The 13807-nt window shown below is 74.3% G+C and carries 11 protein-coding genes; 7 read left to right on the top strand and 4 right to left on the bottom strand.

What is annotated here, in order from left to right; all coding sequences use genetic code 11:
- Positions 1-68: 68 nt before the first annotated feature.
- Entirely contained in the window at positions 69-1880 is a 1812-nt protein-coding gene (locus tag ACJ6WD_RS32235) for a bifunctional metallophosphatase/5'-nucleotidase (RefSeq protein ID WP_376447109.1), read from the bottom strand.
- A 186-nt stretch (positions 1881-2066) separates the two neighbouring features.
- On the opposite strand from ACJ6WD_RS32235, the gene mshD reads away from it, so the two are divergent.
- Positions 2067-2984, top strand: a complete 918-nt coding sequence (mshD, locus tag ACJ6WD_RS32230; protein ID WP_103377279.1) for a mycothiol synthase — start codon at positions 2067-2069, stop codon at positions 2982-2984.
- A gap of 78 nt (positions 2985-3062) precedes the next feature.
- Here mshD and ACJ6WD_RS32225 read toward each other — a convergent pair whose 3' ends face one another.
- The gene (locus tag ACJ6WD_RS32225) at positions 3063-3686 is read right to left on the bottom strand and encodes a GNAT family protein (RefSeq protein WP_331248596.1); all 624 of its coding nucleotides are present in this window, start codon (positions 3684-3686) and stop codon (positions 3063-3065) included.
- A 307-nt stretch (positions 3687-3993) separates the two neighbouring features.
- Here ACJ6WD_RS32225 and ACJ6WD_RS32220 point away from each other — a divergent pair, with 307 nt between their 5' ends.
- The 4 genes from ACJ6WD_RS32220 (at position 3994) to ACJ6WD_RS32205 (ending at position 9071) form a co-directional block, all read left to right on the top strand.
- Positions 3994-6291, top strand: coding sequence for an RNA degradosome polyphosphate kinase (locus ACJ6WD_RS32220; protein ID WP_233658636.1), 2298 nt, complete (start codon positions 3994-3996; stop codon positions 6289-6291).
- 73 nt (positions 6292-6364) lie between these two features.
- Positions 6365-7648, top strand: a complete 1284-nt coding sequence (locus tag ACJ6WD_RS32215; protein ID WP_376447188.1) for a CHAD domain-containing protein — start codon at positions 6365-6367, stop codon at positions 7646-7648.
- 16 nt (positions 7649-7664) lie between these two features.
- Positions 7665-8150: an NUDIX hydrolase gene (locus tag ACJ6WD_RS32210; RefSeq protein WP_233658635.1), complete on the top strand. Its 486-nt coding sequence runs from the start codon at positions 7665-7667 to the stop codon at positions 8148-8150.
- 45 nt (positions 8151-8195) lie between these two features.
- Positions 8196-9071 (top strand): helix-turn-helix transcriptional regulator, encoded by an 876-nt coding sequence (locus ACJ6WD_RS32205; protein WP_233658634.1) that lies wholly within the window; start codon positions 8196-8198, stop codon positions 9069-9071.
- 56 nt (positions 9072-9127) lie between these two features.
- On the opposite strand, the gene ACJ6WD_RS32200 is transcribed toward ACJ6WD_RS32205, so the two are convergent.
- On the bottom strand, positions 9128-9979 hold the full coding sequence (locus ACJ6WD_RS32200) for a class I SAM-dependent methyltransferase (protein WP_407617075.1): 852 nt from the start codon (positions 9977-9979) through the stop codon (positions 9128-9130).
- 260 nt (positions 9980-10239) lie between these two features.
- Between ACJ6WD_RS32200 and mshA the strand changes: the two genes are divergently transcribed.
- The gene (mshA, locus tag ACJ6WD_RS32195) at positions 10240-11637 is read left to right on the top strand and encodes a D-inositol-3-phosphate glycosyltransferase (RefSeq protein WP_376558826.1); all 1398 of its coding nucleotides are present in this window, start codon (positions 10240-10242) and stop codon (positions 11635-11637) included.
- Positions 11630-12163, top strand: coding sequence for a YbjN domain-containing protein (locus ACJ6WD_RS32190; RefSeq protein WP_233658632.1), 534 nt, complete (start codon positions 11630-11632; stop codon positions 12161-12163). Before mshA ends, ACJ6WD_RS32190 begins: the two co-directional genes overlap by 8 nt.
- Before the next feature lie 96 nt (positions 12164-12259).
- Here the strand turns inward: ACJ6WD_RS32190 and ACJ6WD_RS32185 are convergent, their stop codons facing one another.
- Positions 12260-13642, bottom strand: coding sequence for an MDR family MFS transporter (locus ACJ6WD_RS32185; RefSeq protein WP_407617074.1), 1383 nt, complete (start codon positions 13640-13642; stop codon positions 12260-12262).
- Between the last annotated feature and the right edge of the window lie 165 nt (positions 13643-13807).

Here is a 13807-nt window from a genome sequence, read left to right as displayed (position 1 = left end):
CCCGACGGCGACGCCCCCGCACGCGGTACGGGGGCGTCGCCGGCCGCGGGACGTCGGCCGCGCGGGCGTCACTTCACGAGCGTGATCCGGTCCGCCGCGGGCGGTGCCAGCGGGCTGGTCGGGGTGGAGTGCGCCGTGAGGTAGGCGGTGAGGGCGTCCAGGTCGGACGGGCCGACGTACTTGTTGGTGCCCTGCTTCAGGGCGGGGAAGCCGTCGCCGCCGCCGGCCAGGAACTCGTTCATGGCGACCCGGTAGGTCTTGGCGGGGTCCAGGGCGGCGCCGTCGAGCTTGACGGAGTCGGCGACGACGCGGGCGGCGCCGGTCTTGGTCATGTCGAGCGTGTAGGTGAGGCCATGCGAGATCTGGAGGATCTTGGGGGACGCCTCGTTGGGGCCGCTGACCTGCTGTTGGAGGGCGGCCAGCAACTGGGCGCCGGTCAGGTCGACGACGTTGGTCATGTTGGTGAACGGCTGGACGGTGAACGCCTCGGCGTAGGTGACGACGCCGTCGCCCTCGCCGCCCGACGCCTTGTAGGCGAGGTCGGAGCGGATGCCGCCGGGGTTCATCAGCGCGAGCTGGGCGCCCCCCTTGCCGGGGTCCTGGGTGGCCGCCAACTGGGCGTCGGCGATGAGGTCGCCCAGGGGCTCCTCGGGGGTGCCGGCGCCACGGCCGTTGATGTCGGCGGAGAGGTAGCCGACGGGCTTGTCGGCGATCGGGGCGGCCAGCTTGTTCCAGCGGCCGATCAGGGACGTCATGTCCGGGGCCTTCGGCTGGGTGCGGTCCACCACGTGGTTGACCGCGTGCGGGCCGTGGACCGCGGTGCGCACGATGTCGTGGCTGCGGCGGTCGTAGGTGAGGGTGGTGTCGGTGTAGAGGCGGCCGTAGGAAGCGGCCGAGGTGACCGTGCGGGGGTGACCGGCCGGGTCGGGGATGGTGCAGGTGTAGGACTGGTGGGTGTGGCCGGTGACGAGGGCGTCGACCTGGGGGCTGACGTGCTTGGCGATGTCGACGATCGGGCCCGAGATGCCGGCGCCCGGGCCGGGGCTGTCGCAGTTGCCGTTGTACGACGTGGAGGCGGGCAGCCCGCCCTCGTGGATGAGGGCGACGATCGCCTTGACGCCCTGGCGGTCGAGGACCTTGGCGTACTTGTTGATCGTCTCGACCTCGCCGTGGAAGGCCAGGCCCTTGACGCCGTCGGCGTTGACGATGTCCGGGGTGCCCTTGAGCGTCACGCCGATGAAGCCGATCTTGACGCCCTTGTGCTGCCAGACGGTGTACGGCTTGAGGATCGGCTTGCCGGTCCGGTCGTCGGTGACGTTGGCCGCCAGGTAGGGGAAGTCCGCGCCCCGGAAGGTCTTGCCCTTCTCGTAGCAGCCGTCCTTGGGGTGGCAGCCGCCGCGCTGCATCCGCGTCAACTCGGCGCGGCCCTCGTCGAATTCGTGGTTGCCGACGGAGGTGACGTCGAGGCCGAGCCCGTTCATCGCCTCGATGGTCGGCTCGTCGTGGAAGAGGCCGGAGAGCAGCGGGCTGGCGCCGATCATGTCGCCGGCCGCCGCGGTGACGGAGTAGGGGTGGCCCTTGCGGGCGGTGCGCAGGGACTGCGCCAGGTACTCGACGCCGCCGGCCGGGACGGTCTTCTTGGTGCCGTCGGCCTGGAGCTCCTCGACGCTGCCGGAGGAGCCCTGCGGCGGTTCGAGGTTGCCGTGGAAGTCGTTGAAGGAGAGCAACTGGACGTCGACCGTGCCGGCGGGGCGGTGGGCGCCGTCGGCGCCGGCCGGCGGCGCGGTGGCGGTCAGGGCGACGCCCGTGGCGGTGGCGAGCACGGCTGCGCAGGCCGCCAATCTGCGGGCGAGACGGCCCCGTTGAGGTGCAGGTGGCATGGTTCCCCTCCGTGGATGGTGCTGAGCGGACGGCAGCATATTGTCGACGCGCGTAGAGGGATAGGGGTCCGCGGTGACGACTCGGTGGCCGTCCGGTGGCCGGGGGGATCGCGCCGGCGTCCGCGGCACCCGCGTGCGGCCGCGACCGCGTCGTACGCTTCAGACATGACTGACGCTGCACAGGAGATGGGTCGGACCGGCCGCAGGATCCAGGTGGTCGACGAGCTCGCGCCGGACGGGGCCGCGGCCGTCCTGGAGCTGATCGAACGGGCCGCACGGACGGACGGGCAACCGGCCGTGTCCGAGCAGGGCCGGCTCCAACTGCGGGGCGGCCGGCGGGACGGCGTGCGGCATCTGCTGGTGTTCGCGCCGGGTGAGGGCGGCGAGGAACTGGTCGGGTACGGGCAGCTGGAGGACACCGACCCGGTGGAGGCGCCGGCCGCCGAACTGGTCGTCCACCCCGGTCACCGCGGCCGCGGGCACGGCCGGGCGCTGGGCGGCGAACTGCTGGCGCAGTCCGGGCGCCGGCTGCGGGTGTGGGCGCACGGCGGGCACCCGGCCGCCCGGCACCTGGCGCAGACGCTGGGGCTGTCGATGTTCCGGGAGCTGCGGCAGATGCGGCGCTCGCTGGCGGACCTGGACCTGCCGGAGCCGGCGCTGGCGGAGGGTGTGACGGTGCGGACCTTCCAGCCGGACACCGACGACGCGGCCTGGTTGGAGGTCAACGCGGAAGCCTTCGCCCACCATCCCGAGCAGGGCGCGCTGACCCAGCGCGACCTCGACGACCGCAAGGGCGAGCCGTGGTTCGACCCGAAGGGGTTCTTCCTCGCGGAGCGGGACGGCCGGCTGGTCGGCTTCCACTGGACGAAGGTGCACGCCGAGGAGGGCCTGGGCGAGGTCTACGTCCTCGGGGTGCGGCCGGGCGCGCAGGGCGGCGGCCTGGGCAAGGCGCTGACCGCGATCGGGCTGCGGCACCTGTCGGCGCAGGGGCTGGCGACCGCGATGCTCTACGTGGACGCGGACAACACCGCCGCGGTGACGGTCTACGAGCGGCTCGGGTTCGTCACGCACGAGACGGACCTGATGTACCGGTCGGAGACGTGACCGGCGCGGCGGGAGCGCGCGGCGGTCGGTGAGCGGGGTGCGGCGGGGCGGGCCTTCGGGGCCGCCCCGCCGTCGTCGTCACGCCGGGGGGTGCTGCTCGCGCAGGGCGCGCCACTCGCGCGCCAGCATCGCGTAGACCACCTCGTCGGCCCACTCGCCGTCGAGGAACTCGTTCTCCCGCAGATGGGCCTCGCGCCGCATGCCCAGGCGCTCCAGCAGCCTGGCGGAGGCGGTGTTGCGGGCGTCCAACTCGGCCTGGATGCGGTGCAGTCCGAGCTCTTCGAAGCCCAGCGCCAGCAGTGCGCGGGAGGCTTCGGTGGCGTAGCCGTGGCCGGCGTGGTCGGGGTTGAAGACGTAGCCGATGCTGGCCTGGCGGTGCTCGCGGTGGGTGTAGACGAAGGTCACGTCGCCGACCAGGACGCCGCTCTCGTGGTGGACGACGGCGAGCTGGAGGACGTCGCCGGATTCCCGGAGCGTCGTGCGGGTCACCTTGCCGGCGACCGAGGCGCGCGAGCCGGCCTCGTCGTGCGGGCCCCAGTAGAGGTAACGGCAGACCTCGGGACGACGCTGGTAGGCGTAGACGGCGTCGAAGTCGTCGTGGCGCACGGGGCGCAGGTCCAGCCGCTCGGTTCGCAGCGGGTAGTCGGGGGTGAACGGGAGCCGGGGCAGGGGCGGTATGGGTGGCGCGGAAGGTCTGAGCACGCGCTTAGCGTAGGGAGCGGGGGCGCGCCGCGCAGCGGACTTTCGCGGATGCGTCGGCGGCGCCGGCCCGGCTTCGGGCGCTTCGCCCTGGTTGGCGGGTGTGAAGATCGAGGGCGGTGCGGCGCCGGCGCAACACCCGGGGGTGGCCTGGTCGCCATGTCCCCGTTACCGGCGATTCAATATCGCTTGCAAGCATCACTGAATGCAGCCCGCTGTGCCGAACGTCCCGAACCCGCGGCTCGAAATCGTCCTCGCGCCGCCGCCTCCTGACGCGCCTGGAAGTGCCCGAGCGCGGAAGAATAAGGACATGAACCAGCAGCGCAGCGCTCAGGCCCCGGCCCAGCCCGAGATGCCGCCCCAGGAAGCGCCGAGGGTGGCGGGCTCCTCGACGCAGCAGCCCTCGGTGCAGCCGTCGGTGGGCTCGATCGCCGCGCACCGCCCGCACGCCGTCCGCCGCGCGGTCTCCGGGCTGGAGCCCGACCTGGACGCCGATCCGGACGCCTACGAGGACCGCGGCGTCCCGGGTGCGAACGGCGAGGAGCTGCCCAGCGGGCGCTTCCTGGACCGGGAGCGCAGCTGGCTGGCGTTCAACGAGCGGGTGCTGGAGCTGGCCGAGGACCCGGCCACCCCGCTCCTCGAACGGGCGAACTTCCTCGCGATCTTCGCCAGCAACCTGGACGAGTTCTTCATGGTCCGGGTCGCCGGCCTCAAGCGCCGGATCGCCACCGGGGTCGCCACCCGCTCCGCGTCCGGACTCCAGCCCCGGGAGGTGCTGGACCAGATCTGGACCCGGTCCCGGGAGCTGATGGCGCGGCACGCCGCCTGCTTCCAGCAGGACGTCGCTCCGGAACTGGCTGACCAGGGCATTCACCTGATCCGCTGGCCGGAGTTGACCGAGAAGGAGCAGGCCCGGCTGTTCACGCTGTTCCGGCAGCAGATCTTCCCGGTGCTGACGCCGCTGGCGGTCGACCCGGCGCACCCCTTCCCGTACATCTCCGGGCTGTCGCTGAACCTCGCCGTGGTCGTGCGCAACCCGGTCAGCGGGCACGACCACTTCGCGCGCGTGAAGGTGCCCCCGCTGCTCTCGCGCTTCCTGGAGGCGTCCCCGCAGCGGTACGTGCCCATCGAGGACGTGATCGCCGCCCACCTGGAGGAGCTGTTCCCGGGGATGGAGGTGCGGGCGCACCACATGTTCCGGGTGACCCGCAACGAGGACCTGGAGGTGGAGGAGGACGACGCCGAGAACCTCCTCCAGGCCCTGGAGAAGGAGCTGATGCGGCGGCGCTTCGGGCCCCCGGTCCGCCTGGAGGTCGAGGAGACCATCGACCCGGCCGTCCTGGACCTGCTGGTCCAGGAGCTGAAGGTCTCCGAGGCCGAGGTCTACCCGCTGCCCGGCCCGCTCGACCTGACCGGACTGTTCGGCATAGGGGCGCTGGACCGGCCGGAGCTGAAGTACCCCAAGTTCGTGGCGGGCACCCACCGTGACCTGGCGGAGGTGGAGTCGGCGTCCGCCCCCGACGTCTTCGCCGCGCTGCGCGCCCGCGACGTGCTGCTGCACCACCCCTACGACTCGTTCTCCACCTCCGTGCAGGCGTTCCTGGAGCAGGCCGCCGCCGACCCGAACGTGCTCGCCATCAAGCAGACCCTCTACCGCACCTCCGACCACTCGCCGATCGTGGACGCCCTGATAGACGCCGCGGAGTCCGGCAAGCAGGTGCTGGTCCTGGTGGAGATCAAGGCGCGCTTCGACGAGCAGGCCAACATCAAATGGGCCCGCAAGCTGGAGGAGGCCGGCTGTCACGTCGTCTACGGCCTGGTGGGGCTCAAGACGCACTGCAAGCTGTCCCTGGTGGTCCGCCAGGAGGGCGAGACCCTGCGCCGCTACTCCCATGTGGGGACCGGCAACTACCACCCCAAGACGGCCAGGCTGTACGAGGACCTGGGGCTGCTGACCGCGGACCCCCAGGTGGGAGCCGACCTCTCCGACCTCTTCAACCGGCTCAGCGGCTACTCCCGGCGGGAGACCTACCGCCGACTGCTGGTGGCGCCCACCTCGCTGCGCGACGGGCTGATCCAGCGGATCAACAAGGAGGCCGCGCACCACCGGGCGGGCCGCCCCGCCTACGTCCGCATCAAGGTCAACTCGATGGTCGACGAGGCGGTCATCGACGCGCTCTACCGGGCCTCCCAGGCCGGGGTCCCGGTCGACGTCTGGGTGCGCGGCATCTGTGCGCTGCGCCCCGGCGTCCCCGGGCTGAGCGAGCACATCCGGGTCCGCAGCATCCTCGGCCGCTTCCTGGAGCACTCCCGGGTCTTCGCCTTCGGCAACGGCGGCGAACCCGAGGTGTGGCTGGGCAGCGCCGACATGATGCACCGCAACCTCGACCGGCGGATCGAGGCGCTGGTGCGGGTCACCGACCCGGCCCACCGGGCGGCCCTGAACCGGCTGCTGGAAACGGGGACGTCGGACTCCACCTCGTCCTGGCACCTGGGCCCGGACGGCGACTGGACCCGGCACGCGGTGGACGCGGACGGCACACCGCTGCGGAACGTACAGGAAATGCTCATCGACGCCCGGAGGCGCCGGCGTGGCCCAGCGACATGACCAGCCGGCCGGGGGGCCGTGGCCCGGTCTCCTCGGTACCGGCACCGGAAGCGGAATCGGAATCGGAAGCGGAATGGGATACGAGCCCGGCCGGACGCCGGGGGCCCGCGCAGCAGGAGCAGCAGTAGTGGACGGGCCGGGGGACGGTGTGTACGGGGACGGGGCGTACGGCGACGGTGCGTACGGGGAGACGCGGCACCACGGGGCGGACGACGGGTTCGACCGGGGGGAGGCGCACGCCGCCGTCGCAGTGCCCCGCGGGCCCGGGGACGGCACCGCAGCCGGGCCCATGGGGCGGACCGCCGAGGAGGTGCTGGCCGGCTACCTGCACTGGCACGCCGCGGAGTTCCTGCGCAGCCTGCGGCTCCACCGGGAGGCCGGCCCGGACGCGACCACCGCCGACGAGGCGGCCCGGCAACTGCGGCGCGCCGCCCGCCGGATCAGCGCCACCCTGCACACCTTCCGGCCGCTGACCGAAGAGGTCTGGGCCGACCAACTCCGCTCCGAACTCGGCTGGTTGAGCGGCACCCTGGCCCGCGAGCAGGCGTGCACGGCGCGCCGCGACCGGCTCATGGGGGCGTTGCAGCGGCTCACCGGACGGGTCGAGCGGATCGAGCGGCCGGCGGAGCGCGGCGGCCGGGGTGGACGCGCCGCCCGCAGTGCCCGGGACGGCCGCCCGGCCGCGACCGGCAGCGTCGCCACGGCCACCGTCCCGGCCGCCGCCACCGAGCCGGACGCGGAGGGCGCGCTCGCCGCCGGGGCCGCCCGGGCCGGTGCGCTGCTCGACCGGCAGCTCACCCTGGCCCGTACCCGGGCGCACTCCGCGGCCCTCCAGGCGCTCGGCTCGTCCCGCTTCCACGCCGTCGCGGACGCCGTCGCGGTGCTCGCCTCCGAGGCGCCGCTGGCCCGCCGGGCCCGCGAGGTGTCCGCCGGGGAGGCGCTGCCGCCGCTCGCCGAACAGGCGCACCGACGGCTCGCCGAGGCGGTCACCGCCCTGCCGCTGGCCCGCGCCGGCCACCCGTACAACGCCGCCGGACTCGCCGCGGGCCAGCACCAGGACGCGCCCTGGCACCAGGTGCGGCTGCTGGTCCGGCTGAGCCACTACGCCCAGGAGGTGATCGCCCCCGAGGCGATCGAGGCGCGGCTGACCGCCTCCGGCCGGGCCCTGGAACACCACCGGGACGCCGCCGAGGCCGCCGCCGCGGCCGCCTCGGCGGCCCGCACCCCGCGGATCGCGCCGGCCACCGCCTACGCGCTGGGCGTGCTCCACGCGGACCAGCGCCACGAGGTCGAGGCGGCGCGGTACGCCTTCGGCCGGGCGTGGCTGCCCGGCCCGACCGCCGAGCGCACCGGCTGAGCGGGGGAGGCGGGCGATGGGCGGGACGACGAGCGGCAAGGGCGGTGGCGGGGCCGGCGCGCGGACACCGTTGGCCGGGCCGATCCGGGCCGCGGGCTGCGTGCTGTGGCGCCGGGCGGCGACCGGCGGGATCGAGCTGGCCCTGGTGCACCGGCCGAAGTGGAACGACTGGTCGCACCCCAAGGGCAAGCTGAAGCCCCGGGAGGACGCGCTGCGGGGCGCGCTGCGCGAGGTGCTGGAGGAGACCGGGATGACCTGCGCGCCCGGCCCGGAGCTGCCGACCGTCCACTACCGGGTCGGCGGCCGCCCCAAGGAGGTCCGCTACTGGGCCGCCGAGGCCACCGGCGGCGGGTTCCTGCCCAACCGGGAGGTGGACCGGCTGCTGTGGGTGCCGCCGGACACGGCCCGCGACCTCCTCACCCAGGACCGCGACAAGGACCTGGTGCCGGCCCTGCTGGGCGCGGTGCCCCCGCCCGGCCCGGTGCCCGGCGGGGCGGGCTGACCGCCGCCGCGTCACCCACCGCGCCGACCGGCGCATACTGGAGTGATGCTGCACGGGGAAATCGAGATCAGTGCCTTCCTCAAGGCGCGCCGTGCCGCACTCGACCCGCGTGAGGTCGGCCTGCCCGACGGGTTCGGCCGGCGCCGGGTGCGCGGCCTGCGGCGCGAGGAGGTCGCCCAGCTCGCCGGGATCAGCGTGGACTACTACACCCGCGTCGAGCAGGGCCGGGCGCCCGCCGTCTCCGACTCCGTCCTGGACGCCATCGCGCGGGCCCTGCGCCTGTCGGACGGCGAGGTGACGTACCTGCGGAACGTCGCGGTGCCGCGCCGGCGGCCCGCCGGGGGCCCGGCGTGCTGCGTGCCGGGACCGGTCCAGACCGTGCGGCCGGAGATCCGCCAGCTGCTGACCGCCATGGACCCCTCGGTGGCCGCCGTGGTGCTGGGCCGCGGGCTGGACGTCCTGGCGTGGAACGACGCCGGCGGCCGGCTCGCCCTCGACCTCGAAACGCTGGACCCCGCGCGGCGCAACACCGCCCTGCTGGTCTTCCTCGAACCGGCGGCCCGGGAGGTCTACCCGGACTGGGAGGAGAAGGCCGAGGAGGTCGTCGGCAACCTCCGGGCCGACAGCGGGCGGCACCCGGACGACCCGCGGATCTGCGAGGTGGTGAACGAACTCCTCGCCGGCAGCCCGGAGTTCCGCCGGATGTGGGCCGCGCAGGGCGTCCGCGAGTGCCTGCGCGGCACCAAGCGGGTGCGGCATCCGGAGGTCGGTGAGCTGACCGTCACCTTCGAGAGCTTCCGGCTGGGCGCGGACCCGGACCAGGTGCTGGTGACGTACACCGCGTCCCCCGGCTCGCCCTCCGAGGCCGGGCTGCGGCGGCTGGCGGCCGGCGCGGCGGTTCCGGCGGGCAGCGTCTCGTAGGGGCCGGCCGCCGGCTGCCGGGAGCGCGCGGTGCGCCCGCCGGCGGTGCGCAGCGGTCAGCCGCCGCGCGGCGCCAGCGCCTCCCACCGCACCGTGACCTCGCCCTGACGCCGGCGGCGCGGGTCCCCGGCCAGCGGCCAGTCCGCCGCCAGGGCGGCCACCGCGGCCCGCCACCGCTGCTTGGCACCCAGCGCGCCGAGCGGCGCGGCGCTCGCCCACGCCCGGTCGAAGTCGCGCAGGAAGGCATGCACCGGTTCGCCCGGCACATTGCGGTGGATCAACGCCTTGGGAAGCCGTTCGGCCAGGTCGGAGGGGGTGTCGAGAGAGCCGAGACGGGTCGCGAAGGTGACCGTGCGGGGGCCCTCGGGGCCGAGCGCGACCCAGACGTGGCGCCGCCCGATCTCGTCACAGGTGCCCTCGACCAGCAGCCCGTCGGGCGCCAGCCGCGCGCACAGCCGTGCCCAGACGGCGGCGACCTCGTCCTCGTCGTACTGGCGCAGCACGTTCGCGGCCCGGATGAGGACCGGGGCGCGGCCGGGCCGACCGGGCAGCGGCACCTCGAAGCCGCCGTGGAGGAAGTCCAGCCCGGCGCGGACGTACGGCAGGGCGGCGGTGACCCGGGCCGGATCGATCTCGACGCCGACGACCCGGGCGTCGGGCCGCACCGTGCGCAGCCGCCCGAGCAGCTCCAGCGCGGTCCACGGCGCGGCGCCGTAGCCGAGGTCGACCGCGACCGGGTCGGTGGCGCGGCGCAGTGGCGCACCGTGCTCGGCGGCGATCCAGCGGTCCATGCGGCGCAGCCGGTTGGGGTTGGTGGTGCCGCGGGTGGCGTTTCCGACCGGGCGGGACGGCGTGGGGGCCGGCACGGCGGCGGTGCGGGAGGCGGAAACGGGGGAGCGGCGGGCCATGCATCGAGGGTATGGGGTCCGGGGGCAGGGTCGGCCGGCTGCCCCGATCCGGGCTGCCCCGCGGAAAGCGGTCAGGTTTTGGCAAAGTGCGACGCCAACCACGCAGAAGACCGAAGCAAACACGAAGAAACCCGAACCGAACCCGAAAAAACCCCGAAGAAAAACCGAAGACGGCCGCCCGGACGGAAATGGATCGCGGTCCGGCGTTGTTGGAGGGGGGCGGAGGCGCGTCACCCGCCCCGCCTAGGAGGTAGCTCGCAGTGAGCCAATACGTGTCCAGGCTCCGCAGCCGGCAGGGGGGTCCCCCCGCACCGTCCAGGCAGTTCGCGGGCCCGTCGCGGCTGCGCCTGCCCGGCGCCCGCCGCCCCCGCCGCGTGGCGATGCTCAGCGTGCACACCTCCCCGCTGCACCAGCCCGGCACCGGCGACGCCGGCGGGATGAACGTCTACATCGTCGAGCTGGCCCGCAAGCTCGCCTCGCTCGGCATCGAGGTGGAGATCTTCACCCGGGCCACCACCGCGGCCCTGCCGCCCGCCGTCGAGCTGGCCCCCGGCGTGCTGGTGCGGCACGTCGCCGCGGGCCCGTACGAGGGTCTCGCCAAGGAGGAGCTGCCGGCCCAGCTGTGCGCCTTCACGCACGGCGTGATGCAGGCGTGGGCGGGCCACCGCCCCGGCTACTACGACCTGGTCCACTCCCACTACTGGCTCTCCGGCCACGTCGGCTGGCTGGCCGCGGACCGCTGGCGGGTCCCGCTGGTGCACGCCATGCACACCATGGCGAAGGTGAAGAACGCCGCGCTGGCCGTCGGCGACACCCCCGAGCCGGCCGCCCGGGTGATCGGCGAGACCCAGATCGTCGAGGCCGCCGACCGGCTGATCGCCAACACCGCCGAGGAGGCCGACGAGCTGGTCCGGCACTACGACGCCGATCCCGGCAAGGTCGCGGTGGTCCACCCCGGCGTCAACCTCGACCGCTTCCGGCCGCTGGCGGAGCACGGCGCCGGCGACGTCGCGGCCAGCCGGGCCGCCGCCCGGGACCGCCTCGGGCTGCCGCAGGACGCGGTCATCCCGCTCTTCGCCGGCCGCATACAGCCGCTGAAGGCCCCCGACATCCTGCTGCGCGCCACCGCCGCGCTGGTCGACGCGGACCCCGCGCTGCGCTCCCGGCTGGTGGTCCCGGTGGTCGGCGGGCCCAGCGGTAGTGGCCTGGCCAAGCCCGAGGGCCTGCAGAAGCTGGCGGCCCGGCTGGGCATCGCCGATCTGGTGCGGTTCCGCCCGCCGGTCGGCCAGGAGCAGCTCGCCGACTGGTACCGCGCCGCGTCCGTGCTGGTCATGCCGTCGTACAGCGAGTCGTTCGGGCTGGTGGCGATCGAGGCGCAGGCGTGCGGCACCCCGGTCGTCGCGGCCGCGGTCGGCGGGCTGCCGGTGGCGGTGCGGGACGGCGTCAGCGGCTTCCTGGTCGCCGGCCACGACCCGGCCGACTACGCCCGGGCGCTGCGCCGCTTCCTCGACGACCCGTCGCTGGCCACCCGGATGGGAGCCGCCGCGGCCCGGCACGCCCAGTCCTTCGGCTGGGACACCGCCGCCACCGCGACCGCCGACGTCTACACCGCCGCGATGCAGGAGCGCCGCCGTCACCTACGATCACTGCATGGGTGAGGAACGGCGGCCCCCCGCGGGCGAGCGGCAGGCGAGCGACGCCGGTGCGGTGATCGAGCGCACCCTGGCGGACGCGGGCCTGGAATGGGAGTCGCCGGCCGCCGGCACGTACGTCGTCAAGCTGCCCGGCACCCGCAAGCTCGCCACCACCTGCTCGCTGGTCGTCGGCCGGCACTCGCTCTCCCTCAACGCCTTCGTCGTGCGCCGGCCGGACGAGAACCACGAGGCCGTCCACCGTTGGCTGCTGGAGCGCAACACCCGCCTCTACGGCGTCAGTTACGCGCTCGACACGCTCGGCGACGTCTACCTCGTCGGCAAGTTCCCGCTGACCGCCGTCACCCCCGACGAACTGGACCGGCTCCTGGGCACCGTCCTGGAGAACGCCGACGGCAGCTTCAACACCCTCCTGGAGATGGGCTTCGCCTCGGCGATCCGCAAGGAGTACGCCTGGCGCGTGTCGCGCGGCGAGTCCACCCGCAACCTCGCGGCCTTCGAACGGCTGACGCGCGGCGACGCGGACGCCTGACGCCCGGCCCGCGGCGCGGCGCACGCGGACCCGGGGCCGGCCACCCACCGGCCGACGGCGTCCGGTGCGGCGCGCCGGCGGACGCGTCGCGCGGGGCTAGGAGTTCGACGGCACGGAGGCGGCCCGCCCACCGTCGGCCCGCTCGTCGGCGACGGGGAGCGCACCGGCCTGCGCCGGGGCCGGCGCGGGGACGGCCCCGGCCTTCGGCCCGGTGCCGTCGACCACGGCCGTCCGCTCCGGCAGATTCCGCAGCAGCAGCCCGTACCCCACCGCGGCCACCGTGCCGACGGCCGCGCAGCCGGCCCAGAGCGCATCGGCGCCGTAGTGGTCGATGACCGTGCCGCCCAGCAGCGGGGCGGCCAGCGAGGCCACGGACCAGGACAGCGCGTACATGCCCTGGTAGCGGCCGCGGCCGTGCAGCGGCGACAGCCGGACCACCAACCCCATCTGCGTCGGCGAGTTGACGATCTCGCCGAGGGTCCACACGGTGACCGCGACCGCGTACAGGGCCACCGAGCCGGCCAGCGCCGTCAACCCGAAGCCGTAGCCGGCCAGCAGCGCCGAACCGATCAGCAGCGCCGCCGGGCTGCGGTGCTCGATGAAGCGGGTGACCGGGATCTGCAACAGCACGATCAGCACCCCGTTCACCGCGATCACCATCCCGAAGTCGACGCTGGAGAAGCCGTCCTGACCCATCGACACCGGCAGTGAGACGTAAGCCTGTTGGAAGAGCAGCGCCAGCAGGAGGTTCAGTCCGACGACGGTCATGAACCGGCCGTCGCGCAGCACGGTCAGCATCGAGACCCGCGGGGCGCCGGCCGCGTCCGCCGTCCCGCCCGCGGCCCCGGCCACCTGCGGACGGGACTCCGGCAGCTTGAAGAAGACCACCAGGGCACAGGCCAGCACGAGCCCGGACTCGCCCAAGAAGAGCGCCAGATAGCCGTGTTCGGCGATCAGGCCGGCGGCGCTGGAGGACACCGCGAAGCCGAGGTTGATCGCCCAGTAGTTCAGGGAGAAGGCGCGGACCCGGTCCTCGGGCGCGACGATGTCCGCCATCATCGCCTGCACCGCGGGCCGCGAGGCGTTGGTCGCCATGCCGACCAGGCCGGCCACCACGGCGATCGCCACCGGATCGGTCATGAACCCCAGCAGCGCCACCGAAGCCGCCGTGGCCACCTGCGCGACGAGCATCGTCGGCCGCCGCCCGAGCCGGTCGGTGAGCACCCCCGCACCCACCGACGAGATCACCCCGCCCAGTCCGTACAGGGCGCCGACCAGTCCCGCGTACGAGGCCGAGTAGCCGCGCTCGACGGTGAGGTACAGGGCCAGGAAGGTGGCGACGAAGGAGCCCAGCCGGTTGACCAGCGTGCTGGTCCACAGCCACCAGAACTGCCGGGGCAGACCGGACACGCTCGCCACGGCGGCCCGCCGGACCCGGGCCAGGCCCCGGGGCGAGGATTCGACACTGGACGCAGGCATGACATTCCCCCTGACGGTCGCCCGTCACCGAAGGGCAGCTCGGCGCGATGACGGGACGGTGTGGTGACCGGACGACGCGGTAAGTGGCACAAGCGTCATGCGCACACTACGAACCGGACGGCCGGCCAACCACTCGATTGACCGGAAGCGTCAAACGTCGCCACC

Origin of the sequence: Streptomyces sp. VTCC 41912, assembly GCF_045799175.1 — a bacterium.
GTDB lineage: Bacteria > Actinomycetota > Actinomycetes > Streptomycetales > Streptomycetaceae > Streptomyces > Streptomyces albulus_C.
The sequence above is the reverse complement of the archived record's forward strand: the minus strand, read 5'-3'. Positions and strand labels throughout refer to the sequence as shown.

Bases quoted from the DNA above. Each gene is read 5' to 3' on its own strand.
- ACJ6WD_RS32235 (WP_376447109.1), bottom strand. From the start codon at position 1,880: ATGCCACCTGCACCTCAACGGGGCCGTCTCGCCCGCAGATTGGCGGCC.
- mshD (WP_103377279.1), top strand. From the start codon at position 2,067: ATGGGTCGGACCGGCCGCAGGATCCAGGTGGTCGACGAGCTCGCGCCG.
- ACJ6WD_RS32220 (WP_233658636.1), top strand. From the start codon at position 3,994: ATGAACCAGCAGCGCAGCGCTCAGGCCCCGGCCCAGCCCGAGATGCCG.
- ACJ6WD_RS32215 (WP_376447188.1), top strand. From the start codon at position 6,365: ATGGGATACGAGCCCGGCCGGACGCCGGGGGCCCGCGCAGCAGGAGCA.
- ACJ6WD_RS32210 (WP_233658635.1), top strand. From the start codon at position 7,665: ATGGGCGGGACGACGAGCGGCAAGGGCGGTGGCGGGGCCGGCGCGCGG.
- ACJ6WD_RS32205 (WP_233658634.1), top strand. From the start codon at position 8,196: ATGCTGCACGGGGAAATCGAGATCAGTGCCTTCCTCAAGGCGCGCCGT.
- ACJ6WD_RS32200 (WP_407617075.1), bottom strand. From the start codon at position 9,979: ATGGCCCGCCGCTCCCCCGTTTCCGCCTCCCGCACCGCCGCCGTGCCG.
- ACJ6WD_RS32190 (WP_233658632.1), top strand. From the start codon at position 11,630: ATGGGTGAGGAACGGCGGCCCCCCGCGGGCGAGCGGCAGGCGAGCGAC.
- ACJ6WD_RS32185 (WP_407617074.1), bottom strand. From the start codon at position 13,642: ATGCCTGCGTCCAGTGTCGAATCCTCGCCCCGGGGCCTGGCCCGGGTC.